This window comes from Cylindrospermopsis raciborskii Cr2010, from assembly GCF_003367075.2.
In the GTDB taxonomy this organism is placed as follows: domain Bacteria; phylum Cyanobacteriota; class Cyanobacteriia; order Cyanobacteriales; family Nostocaceae; genus Raphidiopsis; species Raphidiopsis raciborskii.
Window position 1 is genome coordinate 1,930,640 of record NZ_CP065936.1, and the last position, 15,285, is coordinate 1,945,924.

At 39.9% G+C, this 15,285-nt stretch carries 16 protein-coding genes and 1 pseudogene; 6 read left to right on the forward strand and 11 right to left on the reverse strand.

The window, feature by feature from the left end:
* Positions 1-8 precede the first annotated feature (8 nt).
* On the forward strand, positions 9-719 hold the full coding sequence (locus C6N34_RS08820; protein WP_115538566.1) for a hypothetical protein: 711 nt from the start codon (positions 9-11) through the stop codon (positions 717-719).
* A 116-nt stretch (positions 720-835) separates the two neighbouring features.
* Here the strand turns inward: C6N34_RS08820 and C6N34_RS08825 are convergent, their stop codons facing one another.
* The 6 genes and pseudogenes from C6N34_RS08825 to C6N34_RS08850 form a co-directional block, all read right to left on the reverse strand.
* Positions 836-1,201, reverse strand: coding sequence for an AAA family ATPase (locus C6N34_RS08825; RefSeq protein ID WP_115538565.1), 366 nt, complete (start codon positions 1,199-1,201; stop codon positions 836-838).
* Entirely contained in the window at positions 1,195-2,340 is a 1,146-nt protein-coding gene (locus tag C6N34_RS08830) for a DUF262 domain-containing protein (protein ID WP_057178743.1), read from the reverse strand. The genes C6N34_RS08825 and C6N34_RS08830 overlap by 7 nt, the downstream gene beginning before the upstream one ends.
* Positions 2,341-2,380: 40 nt before the next feature.
* Positions 2,381-2,821 (reverse strand): annotated as a pseudogene (locus tag C6N34_RS08835) (RNA-guided endonuclease InsQ/TnpB family protein); the annotation flags it as partial.
* A gap of 264 nt (positions 2,822-3,085) precedes the next feature.
* The gene (locus tag C6N34_RS08840) at positions 3,086-3,979 is read right to left on the reverse strand and encodes a M48 family metallopeptidase (protein ID WP_057178744.1); all 894 of its coding nucleotides are present in this window, start codon (positions 3,977-3,979) and stop codon (positions 3,086-3,088) included.
* A gap of 15 nt (positions 3,980-3,994) precedes the next feature.
* Positions 3,995-4,885 carry a ribosome biogenesis GTPase YlqF gene (gene ylqF / locus C6N34_RS08845; protein ID WP_115538564.1) on the reverse strand — a complete coding sequence of 297 codons (891 nt, stop codon included), beginning with the start codon at positions 4,883-4,885 and terminating at the stop codon, positions 3,995-3,997.
* On the reverse strand, positions 4,876-5,262 hold the full coding sequence (locus C6N34_RS08850) for a VOC family protein (protein WP_115538563.1): 387 nt from the start codon (positions 5,260-5,262) through the stop codon (positions 4,876-4,878). Before C6N34_RS08850 ends, ylqF begins: the two co-directional genes overlap by 10 nt.
* 41 nt (positions 5,263-5,303) lie before the next feature.
* Between C6N34_RS08850 and pgsA the strand changes: the two genes are divergently transcribed.
* Positions 5,304-5,825 (forward strand): CDP-diacylglycerol--glycerol-3-phosphate 3-phosphatidyltransferase, encoded by a 522-nt coding sequence (gene pgsA, locus C6N34_RS08855; RefSeq protein WP_057178745.1) that lies wholly within the window; start codon positions 5,304-5,306, stop codon positions 5,823-5,825.
* A 21-nt stretch (positions 5,826-5,846) separates the two neighbouring features.
* Here the strand turns inward: pgsA and tgt are convergent, their stop codons facing one another.
* Complete coding sequence (gene tgt / locus C6N34_RS08860) at positions 5,847-6,968, reverse strand: tRNA guanosine(34) transglycosylase Tgt (protein ID WP_115538562.1); 1,122 nt, start codon at positions 6,966-6,968, stop codon at positions 5,847-5,849.
* Positions 6,969-6,979: 11 nt separating this feature from the next.
* Positions 6,980-7,432, reverse strand: a complete 453-nt coding sequence (locus tag C6N34_RS08865; RefSeq protein ID WP_040010116.1) for a hypothetical protein — start codon at positions 7,430-7,432, stop codon at positions 6,980-6,982.
* Positions 7,433-7,642: 210 nt separating this feature from the next.
* On the opposite strand from C6N34_RS08865, the gene cobS reads away from it, so the two are divergent.
* Entirely contained in the window at positions 7,643-8,428 is a 786-nt protein-coding gene (gene cobS, locus C6N34_RS08870; RefSeq protein ID WP_115538561.1) for an adenosylcobinamide-GDP ribazoletransferase, read from the forward strand.
* Positions 8,429-8,475: 47 nt separating this feature from the next.
* Here cobS and chlP read toward each other — a convergent pair whose 3' ends face one another.
* A complete protein-coding gene (chlP, locus tag C6N34_RS08875) occupies positions 8,476-9,696 on the reverse strand; it encodes a geranylgeranyl reductase (protein WP_057178748.1) in 1,221 nt (406 codons plus the stop codon).
* 245 nt (positions 9,697-9,941) lie between these two features.
* Between chlP and C6N34_RS08880 the strand changes: the two genes are divergently transcribed.
* Positions 9,942-10,958, forward strand: coding sequence for a sulfate/molybdate ABC transporter ATP-binding protein (locus C6N34_RS08880; protein ID WP_006278836.1), 1,017 nt, complete (start codon positions 9,942-9,944; stop codon positions 10,956-10,958).
* Between the two features lie 15 nt (positions 10,959-10,973).
* Here the strand turns inward: C6N34_RS08880 and lipA are convergent, their stop codons facing one another.
* Positions 10,974-11,873, reverse strand: coding sequence for a lipoyl synthase (lipA, locus tag C6N34_RS08885; protein WP_057178749.1), 900 nt, complete (start codon positions 11,871-11,873; stop codon positions 10,974-10,976).
* Positions 11,874-12,099: 226 nt separating this feature from the next.
* Here lipA and C6N34_RS08890 point away from each other — a divergent pair, with 226 nt between their 5' ends.
* Together C6N34_RS08890 and C6N34_RS08895 are read left to right on the forward strand one after the other, a co-directional pair.
* Positions 12,100-12,897, forward strand: a complete 798-nt coding sequence (locus C6N34_RS08890; protein ID WP_040010123.1) for an HAD family hydrolase — start codon at positions 12,100-12,102, stop codon at positions 12,895-12,897.
* 24 nt (positions 12,898-12,921) lie between these two features.
* Complete coding sequence (locus C6N34_RS08895; RefSeq protein ID WP_115538560.1) at positions 12,922-14,097, forward strand: DNA double-strand break repair nuclease NurA; 1,176 nt, start codon at positions 12,922-12,924, stop codon at positions 14,095-14,097.
* A gap of 30 nt (positions 14,098-14,127) precedes the next feature.
* Here C6N34_RS08895 and ychF read toward each other — a convergent pair whose 3' ends face one another.
* Positions 14,128-15,219, reverse strand: a complete 1,092-nt coding sequence (gene ychF / locus C6N34_RS08900; protein ID WP_096547749.1) for a redox-regulated ATPase YchF — start codon at positions 15,217-15,219, stop codon at positions 14,128-14,130.
* Between the last annotated feature and the right edge of the window lie 66 nt (positions 15,220-15,285).

Below are 15,285 nucleotides of genomic sequence, written 5' to 3' on the forward strand. Positions count from 1 at the left end.
ACAAATAAATGAGAAAACTAAGAAAGTACAATCATTCAAGTTTATCTGCAGGTAATCTAGATTCGTTCCTTGACATCATGACCAATACGGTAGGTGTTCTCATGTTTGTCAGTTTATTTATAACTCTGGTAGCCGTGCAGTCAGGAACCACGATCCGAACTCCTCTAGTCTCTCAAACCGAAAAAAGTCCTCATCTTTTTGAGGTGGTAGATAACCACGTTAGTTATCTAGATACCGAGGAGATTTCTCGACAAATTAAGGATTTTGTTAAAACCTTACCTACCTGTACAGAACCTATAGAGTCTTATTCCTACGGACTGGATCAATTAACGGTATACATAGAAGAACTGCGCCAATATAAAAGCTGTCTTGATGAAAAAGTCAGCAGATTTAGGGAATTTAGACCGCAAACAGAATCTTATCAAGTTCAATTAGTAGATATTGAATCATTTTCATGGCAGTACCAAAAACTTAACAAAAATATAGGAACATCTAACGAGCAGTTATCAGAAGCTGATTCTCAGTTTAAGGAAATTATAAGTCGCCTCGATCCCGAAAAAGATTATATCGCTTTTATTGTCAAACCAGATAGTTTTTCTACTTACAGAAAGGCGAGAGAAATCGCTTGGAAAAAGGGATTTAATGTCGGTTGGGAGCCTCAAAAACTAGAGCAATTTATTATTCTTGGATCATCGGGTAGAAGTATCGGTATTCAGTAGCCTCCCCTACGAAAACCAATTTCTATCAAGTGATAAATAGCATCTTCTCAAGGGATAAGTTACTATTTCCTACATGATTTAATGTTTCCCAATATAGTGGTAAAGCATGAGTACCCTTAAATTTCTTCATCAATCTCTGATTCTAATACGCACATTTTCAGAAGATCGGTTTCCCCAATTCGGGAATCAAAAACCCAACGGGCTTTCTTATCGTTATTATTGATAGTAAAAGTGATTAACTCTTGCTCTGCACGGTTAAAAAGAGCATCTCTTGCTGTACCTATGGAAACCAACTCGCCATTTAATGCCAATCCGTCACGGTTTAGCAGGTTCTGTTGATATGATTGGCGCAGTAATAACAAGGATTGAAGCAAAGAGGATTTACCGGTGCTGTTTAATCCAGAAAGTAATGTTAGTGGTCTCAGGACAAAAGATTGATTTTCAAATGGCTTAAAATTTTCTAAGTTTAAGCTATTTAACATGATAAAATCTCCCGAACTATTTGGTTAATTTGCTCAAACCTATATATAACCTGATCACTGGCTTGAGAAATGGATTTCTCAAAGTTGGCATCTGTTTCAATTTTTTTCATAAATGTTTTATTTAACAAGTCTTTATAATTTATCAATTTATCAATTTGCCCCGGTGTTAACCTACTCAAAATAACTGACCATGCTTCAAACAGAGATTTATTAACAGGGAACCTTGTTTTGCCATTTTTGGGAGGTTTACGGAAAGCGTTACTGCTAAAAATGCTATCTGCTGCTCTCATGGATTTAATGAAGTCTCGTTTCATATCCTTGAGCCTAGTATCCTCTAAATTATTTAACTTCGACATGGCACTATTTAAAAACTCATTTCTTCCTTGAGTATAATCATGATAATCTATCAACCAAAATGCAATAAAACCTATAATATATTCATGATCGTCCATTCTTTTCCTTCTTTTTTCACTGATGTTTATCAACTTCTTAAACTCTGCTAATTCTGAAAACTCCTTCAGAATCCTCAAGGACTTTCCAGGGTACATAGCTTGACGCAGCTCCTGGTTATTCAGTGATACACCACCAGTATTAATTCTTTGAAAAATATTATATTTTACTTCCGGGGGAGTTCCGGACTCAACTAAGCAGACTATTAACTCTGTTTCTTCTATCCTTCTTTGGTGATGACGAGACAATTCATCATATTTTTTGTGTTCTAAATCCCTCAGAAATTGTAAATCAGTTAATCTCAGTTCCTGGTCAAGAATGAATTTTTTAAATGTATTAATTCTTTGAATACCATCTATCACTAACCACTTATCATCAGTAGTTGCATCCACATAAAATGCTGGAAGTGGAATCCCAATTAAAACAGATTCAATTAAACGACTCTTATTTTTGTCATTCCAAATGTCGGCATGACGTTGAAAATCAGGGGCTAAATCAATTTCGTCATGCTGAATTCTTTTTAGCAATATATCTATTGACATCATCTTAGTCTTGATCCTAATTTTTGTAGGATCAAACGGTTCTAGGTTTTCAATCTCATCCTCTTCAACATCTTCATCACTGTCATCATATATCTCCCTAATTGGCAGTTCCATTTGTTGAGTGTTAATACCCTTAGTAATTGTCATAAATTGACGCTCCCATCGCTAAAAGCGAGGGATTCCCTGTTCATCCAGTTACCTTATCTAGGAGGCTTTCACCTAATAGACAGTGGGTAGTCTGTCCGAGGGCTTGAATTTCTGTCCGCCCGACAGTATTTGCTTTTTGAAGTATGTTTTTAGCGGCGTTTTCATCCCTATCCAAAACACAACCACAAGAACAAATATGTGTTCTTACAGACAACGTTTTCTTAACAATATTGCCACAAATAGAACATTGCTGGCTAGTATATTGTGGGTTTACCGCTATTACAAACTTCCCGTGTATTTTCCCAAAGTAGTCTAACCAATCGGTGAACATTGACCAACTTGCGTCATTAATAGACTTAGCAAGTTTTCTATTTTTCACCATATTAAAAACCTTCAAGTCTTCATAAACTACCAAATCGTTAGATTGGATTAACGCTTTTGCTGTCTTTACAACAAAATCTTTACGTTGTCTGGAGACTTTTAAATGAAGACGGGCTACTTTTGACTTTTGTTTTTGACGCTTGTTGCTCCCCTTTTTCTTTAAAGTCTAAGGCATTTATTCCGAATAAACTGCCCTGTTCTAATAGCTTCCAGGATAGCTACTTGTTGCCTTTGTGTCGCTTTGATTTTAAACTCTATGACTCGCATTGAACCGACATCTCAATGTGTTACATTATAATTATATCATCTCATCGGTAAAACCGAGAGCCTTCAAGCAGACATTTTAGGTAAAAAGAATTCCAATTTACCAATTTCTCCACCCACCCTGGGTTTGATCTCGATTTTCCAAACCCTTATTTCCCAGGAGATTATGGTACTCAACACTGCTAGACCATCGATCAATTTCCCTGGCCCGCAGAACAGGTACAGGATGACTTAACTGAGCTGTGTGAGCATCTTTAACCATCATACCCAATTCAGTTTTGCTTATTGCATCATAAGCACGAGCTTGGGCAACAAAAGCATCCAGATTTAATCGGGGTGCTAGGGTTGGTGAACCACCAGCTAGTTTCATTAATACTGACATTACCACTTTCGGATTTTGAGTCGCTAATAATGCAGCGCGATCGCAAGTGAATTCAGCACAGCGTACCCATTCTAATAACTGGTTTTGTAGTGACTGAGCTAAAACAACGCCAATGTTGGGTAAAATAGAAGTGGCTAATATTAACAGGTTGGCTGGTGTTAGATAAACACTGTGGTCACATTTAAGGTGTCCGAGTTCGTGACCAATTACGGCTTGTATTTCCTCTGGTGTGAGCATATCAACCAGGGAAGTGTGTAATACTATAAAAGGTTTTTTACCCCGCATGGCAAAAGTATAAGCATTGGGACTAGGATGCTGACGGATATATAATTGTGGTAGCTCAATATCCAAATTCTTACAAGCATCTATTAATAGATAATGTAAATCAGGTAGTTGTTTTTCGCTCACCAAAATACTGGAGGCTATATTTTCTGCATAAAATACCTGTTCAGCAACTGGGCCAAGCAAATTTCTGACCATAATATCTATTCCTGGAATTTGCCGAAGAGTTTTTGTTGCTTCCAAGTCTAAAGGGTGACGGAAAGAGTCTGCTTTTAAACCAATAAGTGGTTTTTTTGCTATTGCTTGTACTGGTGTTTTAACTAAAGACATAGATAGAAAAGAAAATTAACTATTATTAATTTTAGGTACTTCTAAAACTATAGCACCCAGAAGTCCCTTGCGAAAATCACTAATGATAGTCCTAGCAGTACGTTCCACATCTCCTTGATAACGACTTGCTGCTAACACCTCTAAATATGCTTCTCCTGTATGAATAATAGAATCAACACCATAGCGAGAAAGTAGTGGATGGGGTGGTAATAGATGGGGGGAAGTTTCTTGAAACTGATTGACCATATCCACAAAAGCAGCTGCTATTAATTGATTATCGTAGGATGCTTCTCCAATATCATCACAGATGGCTAATTTCACTGCTGCTTGTTGATCTTCTAATCGAGAAGGAATAATTCCCGGTGCGTCTAACAACTCTAAATGTTCAGAAATTTTCACCCAGCGCAATTGACGGGTGACACCCGGACGAGCAGCACTTTCCACAACTCTTTTCCCTAACAACCGATTAATCAGTGCGGATTTTCCCACATTGGGAAAACCAATCACTACTGCACGCACGGGACGAGGTAACATCCCCCTTTGTTTTCTCCTTTCATTCAGTTCTGTTCCTGCTATTTGTGCTGCTTTAGCTATGGCTGTAATTCCTTGACCTTGTTGAGCATTGGCAAAATAGGGCACTTCTCCTTGTTTTTTAAGCCATTCTGACCACATTGATTTCACTTGGGGCAAAATCATGTCTAGTCGGTTAATCACTAGCACCCGTGATTTATTACCTATCCATTCTTTAACTTGGGGATGGTGTGTAGATAAGGGAATACGTGCATCCCTAACTTCTAATATCACGTCTACCCTTTTTAATTGCTCTTTAAGATTTTTTTCCGCCTTAGCAATATGACCAGGATACCATTGGATGATATTTAATTTGTAGTTTTGTGTTATGGACATTGTTTATCAATATTGCTACTGCTGTACAAAATTAAACGATTACCATCTGGATCCTGGGCATAAATCTCCTGACCATGGGAAGTTATGGAAATCTCTCCCGTGGGAGGATAACCTAGAGATTTCAGATCAGAAATGGCATTTTCTAGGTTGCTCACCTCTATACATAAACTTAGCGGATTTTTGCCATGAACTACAAATTCTGATTCATGATCTTTTTGCGGTCTGAAAATACTTAATCTCAGATGGTCAACTTGCCACTCAACATAAACACTAGCTATAAATTTGGTTGGTGGGCTTTCTAGTAACTGCATATAAAAGTTGACTAACTGATCAAAATTTACCGTACCTATCGTTACTAGTATATAGTTATATTTCATCTATGTTGAATGTTGTCGTTTTTCTACTATATATGAACTGGATGAACTTGCCAAATACTATTACCTTGTCTAGACTATTGGGCATACCGTTTTTGCTGTATGGGCTATATATTCCCACCCAGGGTGCTAGATGGATATGCTTAATTATATTTTTAATAGCAGCACTAACAGATTGGTTAGATGGATATCTGGCCAGAAAACTGAACCAAGTTACGGATTTGGGCAAATTCCTGGATCCATTGGTGGATAAGTTATTAGTTCTAGCACCGTTCTTAGTATTTGTAGAACTGGGTAAAATTCCCGGTTGGGGAGTATTCATCATCTTAGCAAGAGAATTAGCTATAGCAGGTTGGCGAGTTAATCAAACCACAATTAGCGGAGCTAATATTTGGGGAAAATTAAAAACCATCACCCAAATTCTATCCATAGCTCTACTGATTGCACCATTACCCATAACTTGGCAAATCTATGCTAAATCTGCCTTCTGGCTATCTGTACTTTTAACGGTGATTTCTGGACTAATTTATTTGTTACCAGTGTTAACACCCAAGGATGGAAACTGAATATTTTTGAGGCGCAACTTCCTATTCCAGATCCTTTTCGGGATCGTTCATCCAATGACCAAAGTCCGTTAAAAAGCGATTCTGTAAAATAGATTCTCGAATTGCTTGAGTAAAGCGAATTAATTCGGTAATATTATGAATACTTAGTAAAGTGTATGCCAGAATTTCCTGGGAACGGACTAAGTGAGACACATAAGCACGACTGAAATTAGAACAGGTGTAGCAGTGACAAGTCTCATCTATGGGTGCAAAGTCCTCTCTAAACTTGGTATTTTTCAGGTTCCATCTTTCCCCTTGAACCATAGCAGTGCCATGTCGCGCCCATCTAGTAGGAATAACACAGTCAAATAGATCCACACCTGCTGCAATGGCAATCACCATTTCCCGATAGGTACCCACACCCATCAAATATCTGGGTTTGTTCCTGGGTAATAGGGGAGCTGTAGTCCTAACTATCTGGGCCATTAATTCTGGTGGTTCACCTACACTCACACCACCAATAGCATATCCTGGCATATCTAACTTGGCTAAATCTGTTGCTGCACGGGTGCGCAGGTCTAAATAAACTCCTCCTTGTACAATAGGAAATAATGCCTGGTCTAAACGTTGGTGGGACTTAATACAACGTTCTAACCACCGATAGGTTCTATCCGTAGCTGCGGTGACTTCCTGATAAGTAGCGGGATAGGGGGGACATTCATCAAATGCCATAATTACATCCGCCCCCAAAATATTTTGAATTTCTATGGATTTTTCGGGGGTTAACTTGATCATTTGTCCATCATGAGGCGAACGAAATACTACTCCTTCCTCAGTAATTTTCCGCATTTCACTGAGACTAAATACCTGAAATCCACCGGAATCAGTTAGCATGGGACCATCCCAGGCCATGAATTTATGCAGTCCACCACCACCAGCAACTATTTTCTCTCCCGGTTGCAAGTGCAAATGATAGGTATTAGATAAAATCATTTGCGCTCCCGTATCTGCCAATTGAGCCGGGGTAACAGTTTTAACATTAGCCAATGTTCCCACGGGCATAAATCTGGGAGTTTCCACAATCCCATGGGGGGTAGAAAACACCCCTGCTCGAGCTTGGGTTTGACTACAGTTAACCACCAGTTGAAAAGAAAAATTAGACATGAATATTGGGGTTACAAACAATCAGAACAATCATCATCGATTTCCACATCCCATCTGGTCGAAAGCACTTGGTCCATCATAGCTTCTATCACCCCGTTATTGAACTGGTCATCACACCTTTCTTCTGGAGGGATGAATAAAGGAATCAGACGTAGACAATATTCTTCCTGAATTAGGTCAAGGTAGGTTTCTTGTGCATCGGACTGCTTCAATTCCAAATAGTCAAAACTATATATGTTGAGATATAGCGTGTTATTGGCAACTAATGTGGATCTTTGGGAGTGGGCAAATACCTCCATAACATCTCCATCACCCTCACTGAGTAATTTATCTCCTTGGGTGTAGATGTAATGAACTCGACCTAAATCGCTTAAAAGTTTGTGAATATCGAGTTTATTCACAATAATCCCGTTGTTTACAATACAAGGGGCGGGTGTCCGGATTTCGGGTAGATGATTATTCATAGGGAAATAGGGATTGAGGAAGGGTAAGAATTAGCAATTGGCAATCACACAAAATGTGATTCTTTGGTTGCATGTCTGACCTTTTTACCAGACAACAACCTATACCTCCAAAATATCAACTTTATATGCTAATCGTCCATCTATATCTCTTGATTCTCTCCCCTGTTTTTTGTTAAGTTTTAATGCCTTATCTAAAGATTTCTTTTTAAAATGGCAATTCTTGAGCAAGTTTGGCAATTTTGTCAGCGACAATTTTTATGTGTGATTGCATCTGTTTTGTTTTACACTTCCATCCCACTCCCCCATCTTCCAGGCCTGAAATTCCAAAGGGTAGCCCTTTTTGCTCCTGCTATAGGTTTGCTAATTGGTGCTATTTTGGGTCTTTTGGATATGCTGTTTGATTATTTAGGAATATCAGCATTAACACAAAGTGTTTTGATAGTCATTATTTGGATAGGGATCACAGGAGGTCTACATCTAGATGGTGCTATGGATACTGCTGATGGTTTAGCAGTGACTGATCCCCAAAGAAGATTAGAAGTCATGACCGATAGTGCTACGGGTGCTTTTGGTGTCATGGCAGCTCTGGCTATTTTACTGATGAAAATGGCTGCTTTGACGGATATTTCCCAAAATCGCTTTTTTCTTCTAATGGTTGCTTGTGGTTGGGGAAGATGGGGACAGCAATTGGCTATTTTCCAATATCCCTATCTGAAATCTACTGGTAAGGGAGCATTTCATAAACAGGCCATTCGTCATCAGATGGATTTATTGCCTAGTTGGGTTTTGCTTTTGGGTTTTAACTTGCTCACTTTGGCTTTTAACCAAGGTAACTTTGTTTTGGTTCTATTTACCCTAATTATTGGCAATATTATCTCCTTTATTGTTCCCGCATGGTTTAACCATAAACTGGGTGGACATACCGGTGACACTTATGGTGCAGTGGTTGAATGGACTGAAGCTCTCTTCCTATGCTGTATGAGTAGTTTGACATAGGTAAGGTAGGGGATTATTAGACATCCCCCAGCCCTAAACCACATATACTATGGTGCAAGTGCATTACCACGTAATAAACTGCCAATGGTCTTAGCCGTAATTTTTAACTGGGTGATTGGATTAGCTGGAACTACGGTTTTATATAAATAGCTGTCAAAAGTCAGCTTTTGAACATCCATGTCATCACACATTTCTACAAATGCTTCTCTGGTAGCATCTGAGCGGTAGAACACGGTTTGTAACAGGTCCAATACTTTATAGGTAAGTCCGTATTTTTTATCCCAACGCTTAATATAAAGTTTTAATTCCCTTTCACTAGGAATGCGCGCTCCACTATTGGATATTTCTACAATAGTCTCCGCACACATTCTTCCAGATTTAGCAGCAAAGTAAATACCTTCGCCCGAGGATTTGGTGACGTAACCAGCAGCATCACCTACTAAAGCAATTCGACCTACTACCCGACGTGGACGGGGATGTTCCGGTATGGGATGGGCTTCTACCTTAATGATTGTACCTCCAGCCAATTTTTCCGCTGCACGGGCGCGAATACCAGCCTGTAACTGTTTAATACTGGCTTTATTCACATGCATGGTTCCAGTACCCACAGCTACGTGGTCATACTTGGGAAAGATCCAAGCGTAAAAATCTGTGGAAACATCATCTCCTACATACATCTCCGCTAGGTTGTTATAGTATGCCATTTTATCTTCAGGAAGACGAATTCTCTCCTGAAAGGCGATCGCATAATTATAGTCCCCAGCATCCATTTCTTTGGCAATACGGGAGTTGGCACCATCTGCACCAATAATTAAATCCACCTTGAGAGTTTTGGCCACGCCAACAGATCCACCCTCATTGTGATCAACATAATGAATTGTATAGGGGTCAGAATTATTATTAGGTATATCTAATTTATGCACAGTGGCATTAATTAAGTTAGCACCCAATTTAGCGGCCCGGTTTCTTAAAAAACCATCTAGGACCTCTCTGCGACACATTCCTATATATTCTTCTTGGTTGATCAGATTGATATCAACCTCCCGGTTAGAGGGGGAGATCATCTTCATATTCCGTACCCGACGGTCAATAATGTCCGCTGGTAGATCAAACTCACTAACCATACAAAGGGGGATAGCACCACCACAAGGTTTAGCATTATCCAACTTACGCTCAAATAAATAAGTTTCAATCCCTGCTTTAGCTAAAGTTTCAGCAGCAGATGAACCAGCTGGGCCAGAACCCACAACAGCAACTCGTAATGTCAAAGGTTTACTCCTAATCCTTCAATTTACCAGAGAATCCTAGCACACACCTTCCTGGGTTCGACCTTTTCGCTCCTAGGTTTTCACATAATTGCAACATTCCTTCATACTTCGTCATAAATACCTACCCCCACTCCCAGCAAAATTGACCAGTAAAATTGAGAAATTGTGATATGGATATGTGATATAAATAAAATTACATTAATCCTAGTTGCAAACCGTAGATTAGTAAGAGAGGTATCAAGCTAATGGGTATAGTAGTAGAGAACGTGTCTAAATACTTTGGGAGTTTTCATGCTGTTGAGGATGTGAGCTTAGAAATTGCCAGCGGATCACTAGTAGCTTTACTTGGACCCTCTGGGTCTGGCAAGTCCACATTATTGCGACTAATAGCAGGACTGGAAACACCGGACCAGGGTAAAATCTTTTTAACAGGTAAAGATGCTACTTATCAGAGTGTGCAGGAAAGAAACATTGGCTTTGTCTTTCAGCACTATGCACTATTTAAACATTTAACTGTCAGGCAAAATATAGCATTTGGGTTAGAAATCCGCAAGTTGGCAAAAAAGAAAATTCAGGGTAGGGTAGAGCAATTACTAGATCTAGTTCAATTGAGTGGATTAGGAGAGCGTTATCCCTCCCAACTTTCTGGTGGACAAAGACAAAGAGTAGCTTTAGCAAGAGCATTAGCGGTAGAACCTAAAGTGCTACTGCTAGATGAACCATTTGGAGCCCTGGATGCTAAAGTGCGTAAAGACCTACGTGCTTGGTTGCGTCGTCTCCATGAAGAAGTTAGTGTTACCACTGTTTTTGTCACCCACGACCAAGAAGAAGCTATGGAAGTTGCTAATAAAATTGTGATCATCAATCAGGGTAGACTGGAACAAATGGGAACCCCCGCAGAAATTTATGATCATCCCGCATCCGCTTTTGTTATGAGTTTTATTGGTCCTGTCAACGTTTTGCCCAGCTCTGCTCAAATATTTCAAGGTAGTGGTTTTGACTCACCTAACCCAGAAGTGTTTTTACGTCCCCAAGATGTGATTATAGAAAAAGCTGGTAATGGAACCAATACAACTGCGATAGTTCACCGTATCATTCACCTGGGTTGGGAAGTGCAAGTGGAATTGACTTTAGATGATGGACAAACTTTTACTGCCTATTTAAGTCGTGAACGATTTGATGAATTAAGTTTGGAACCAAAAGAACGAGTATATGTAAAACCCAAGGATGCCAAATCTTTTCCTCTCTATTATTCAATTTGACGTATTTTAGGGTGTTTATTCTCCAGCATGATAGGAACTACGTACTAGGGGACCAGATCGCACGTGGCTAAACCCCATACTTGTTGCTAACTGACCCAATTGTGCAAATTCTGCTGGAGTCCAATACTTTTGGACTGGTAAATGTTCCCAGGAAGGACGCATATACTGACCCAGGGTGATTCTATCACATCCTACAGCTCGTAGGTCTAGCATAGTTTCAACTATTTCCTCTTGGGTTTCTCCATGGCCCAACATTAAACCCGACTTAGTAGGGACAGCAGCATCAATTTCTTTAACCGTTGCTAATACATTTAGAGAACGGTCATATTTAGCGCCCCGACGCACGGATCCTGTTAAACTGCGTACTGTTTCCACATTGTGATTATAACAAACAGGTTTAGCGTGAACAACAGTGGCTATTCTTTGCTTTTGACCTATTTCACCCACACCTGCACCACCCCAAAAATCCGGTGTTAAAACCTCGATTTGGGTTTCTGGATTAACTAGACGAATGGCCTGCATAGTCTTGACAAAATGTCCTGATCCTGCATCCGCTAGGTCATCACGAGCTACAGAGGTGAGTACAACATACTTCAAATCCAACAATTGTACTGCTTCAGCCACTTTTTGGGGTTCTTCTGTATCTAGGGGCATAGGTGAATGGCCTTTATCTACTTGACAAAAAGCACAAGCTCTAGTGCAGGTAGGTCCCATGAGTAAAAAAGTAGCTGTTTTTTGAGAGTAGCATTCTCCGCGATTAGGACAGCGTCCCTCTTCGCAAATAGTATGAATTTGACGCTGTTTAATAATACGCTGTACGGTAGAGATTTCACTAGCTTTACCCAGAGGAGGACGTAACCAACTGGGTAGGGGGATAATTTTTGATTTTGGTTGACTACAACCTGCACTACTCATATTGAAAATCCTCTATAATAATAGATTAATAGTTCATGTTTATTTTAAATCTATTTCCTGTTCCCCAGACCCACTTGAGTTGAAATCATCAGTTTTTGATCTTTAAGTAGGTGGGTGGAATTAAATATAAGATGAACGTAGGTTGGGTTTAATATGAAACTCAACACCCCCATCGGTTACGCCATCGCCCCTACAAATAATTGTGCCTCCCTACTTAAACCAAACCATGACAGTAAATCATCCTACAATTTTAGCCCTGGACTTTGATGGAGTCATTTGTGACGGACTCCTTGAATACTTTGAGGTGGCGTGGCGCACCTACTGCCAATTTTGTCCATCCCAGGAAGAAATAATACCGGATGATTTAGCTTTGAGATTTTATCGTCTCCGTCCTGTGATTGAAACCGGTTGGGAAATGCCTATTTTGATTAAAGCTATAATTGATGGTTTTTCTGATGATCAGATCCTACAAGACTGGCCAAAAATTGTCCTAGAGATCTTAAAAACATCCCATTTATCATCTCAGGAAGTTGGTAAGAAACTGGATGGTTTGCGTGACCAGTGGATATCCACAGATTTAGACGGGTGGTTGGGATTACATAGATTTTATCCAGGAGTGATAGAACGATTAAAGGTTACCATTGATAGTGAAGTGGAATTATTCATTGTTACCACTAAAGAGGGACGTTTTGTCAAGCAATTGTTAGAACAAGAGGGGGTTAATTTACCAGAAAAGGCAATTTTTGGTAAAGAAGTAAAACTTCCTAAATACGAAATTTTACGAAAATTAATTCCTGCAACAGAACATCAACCAGCAAGATTATGGTTTGTGGAAGATAGATTGAAAACTCTACAACTGGTTCAACAACAATCGGATTTAGACAAGGTGGGGCTTTTTTTAGCAGATTGGGGTTATAATACCCAATCAGAAAGAGAAGCTGGACAAAATGACCCGCGCATTCAGTTGCTCCCACTTTCTCGCTTTGTGCAAGATTTTTCTAAGTGGTTAATATCCAGTTCCTGATCCCACCACCTCTTGATGTGAATAATGTTAGATTTAACAAAACTAGCTGGGCAAATGCAGGGTTTAAGCCAGCACCTTTGCTCTGAAGTAGCTGAAAGTAACCGTAAGTTGGAATTAGCAAAGGAAAATTTAAAAAAGGCTTGCGAGTGTCAAGAAGAAATAGTCAAGCGTCAGGAAAAATGGCGCGATCGCATTACTTTTGCCAATGCTACACCCATAGAACCTTTAGACACCTGTATTCAAATTTCTACTCCCCCAAAAGTACATACTATAATTGCTACGGACGGTTCTCAAATTGCTCCTAACCATCATGAAATTGCCTATTGCTACTTACTAAATATAGGGAGAGTGGTTTTATATTATGGACAAAATCGTCATCCCCTGCTAGACAGTTTACCAGAGATATTTTACCGAGAAGAAGACCTATATATTGCTCGTCAATGGGGTTTAAAAACCGAAGAATGGATGAGTCATTGCCGAACTGCTTCGGAAATTACGGTACTATCTGACCTAGCCTGTAGCATAAAAAACGAGCATCCCTCTCTAGCGATGGTAGATGGCTCTCTAATATATTGGTTTTTAGAACAGCTACCACTAGAAGCCAGAGATCAAATTTTACCACCTATCTTAGAAGCTTGGGGAAAGTTACGTCAAGCAGGAATCCCCATAGTTGGATATCTAAGTGCAGCTCGTAACAACGAAGCGAAAAATCTATTGCGTTTATTAAACTGTCCCTATCCCGTTCCTGACTGTATTAACTATTGTCCAGACCAACTAGATTACGTTCCCTGTAAAAAATTTGAAGGTTTGCGAGACACCACATTATGGGCCACCCAACTCCAACCTGGTCAAAGGAGCGCATTGTGGCGAAGCAATTCCCGGATTCTACAATTATATGATGATCAAGTCATTTACTTTTGTTATTTGCATGTAGGCACAGAAATCGCCAGAATTGAGTTTCCAGCATGGGTAGTCAATGACCCTGGGATGATAGATCAAGCTCTGGGACTCGTATTGGCACAAATACAAAAGGGGTATGGCTATCCAGTAGCGATCGCGGAAGCACATAATCAAGCAGTAGTTAGAAGTGGGGATAGAAATCACTTCTTCGCCCTTTTAGAAAGGGAGATGATTAAAGCGGGAATTAAAAATGTTAGTATTTCCTATAAAGAAGCCAGGAAGAGGGGGAGTATTGCTTAACATTGTCCCCATTTCCACCTTGTTCCCTATCTAAACATTAAATCGGAATAACATCACATCTCCCTCTTGCACAATGTATTCCTTACCCTCACTTCTGACCAGACCCTTTTCCTTAGCAGCATTTATAGATCCATGGGTAACCAGATCATCATAAGCAACGGTTTCTGCGCGAATAAATCCCCGCTCAAAATCAGAGTGAATGACACCCGCTGCTTGAGGTGCGGACATTCCTGCATGAATAGTCCAAGCGCGGGTCTCCTTGGGTCCAGAGGTGAAATATGTCCGTAGACCTAAAAGAGCATAGGTAGCACGAATCAAAGATTTGAGACCACCCTCTTGCACACCTAAAGATGCTAAAAAGTCAAACTTATCTGCATCAGGTAATTCCACTAACTCAGCTTCCACCTGAGCGGAGACTATTACCACTTGAGCATTTTCCTGTGCTGCAACTGCTCGTACCTTCTCCACAAAGTCATTACCTGTAGCTAAGTCATCCTCAGCTACATTAGCAGCATAGATAATCGGTTTACTAGTCAGCAGTCCTAGGTTTTTAATCACCCCAGCTTCTTCTGGAGTTAAACTGACTTGACGAACCAATTTACCTTCGTTGAGAGCTGCTACTAATTTGTCTAAAACCGTAATTTCAAATTGTGCATCTTTACTAGTCCGTGCCAGCTTGCGTGATCTTTCTATGCGTCTTTCAATTTGAGCTAGATCTGACAAACCTAGTTCCAAATTAATAATGTCAATATCCCGTACTGGATCCACCGAACCACTAACGTGAATAATATCATCATTTTCAAAACAACGGACCACATGCACTATAGCATCCACTTCCCGGATGTGAGACAAAAATTGATTTCCCAACCCTTCACCCTGACTAGCACCCTTCACCAAACCAGCAATATCCACAAATTCAACCCGTGCAGGTATAATTTGTTCAGAGCTGGCCAGTTTGGCCAGGACGTTTAACCGATCATCCGGTACTGCAACAACGCCTACATTCGGTTCTATGGTGCAAAATGGAAAGTTAGCAGCTTCCGCTTTAGCGTTAGCGACTACAGCGTTAAATAGAGTTGATTTTCCGACGTTGGGAAGTCCAACTATTCCAGCTTTTAGCATTGTAAATTTGTAGATAATTAATGTAAAAATTCCCACAACTGGAAGCTGGAGGATTTTTGCTTCCCG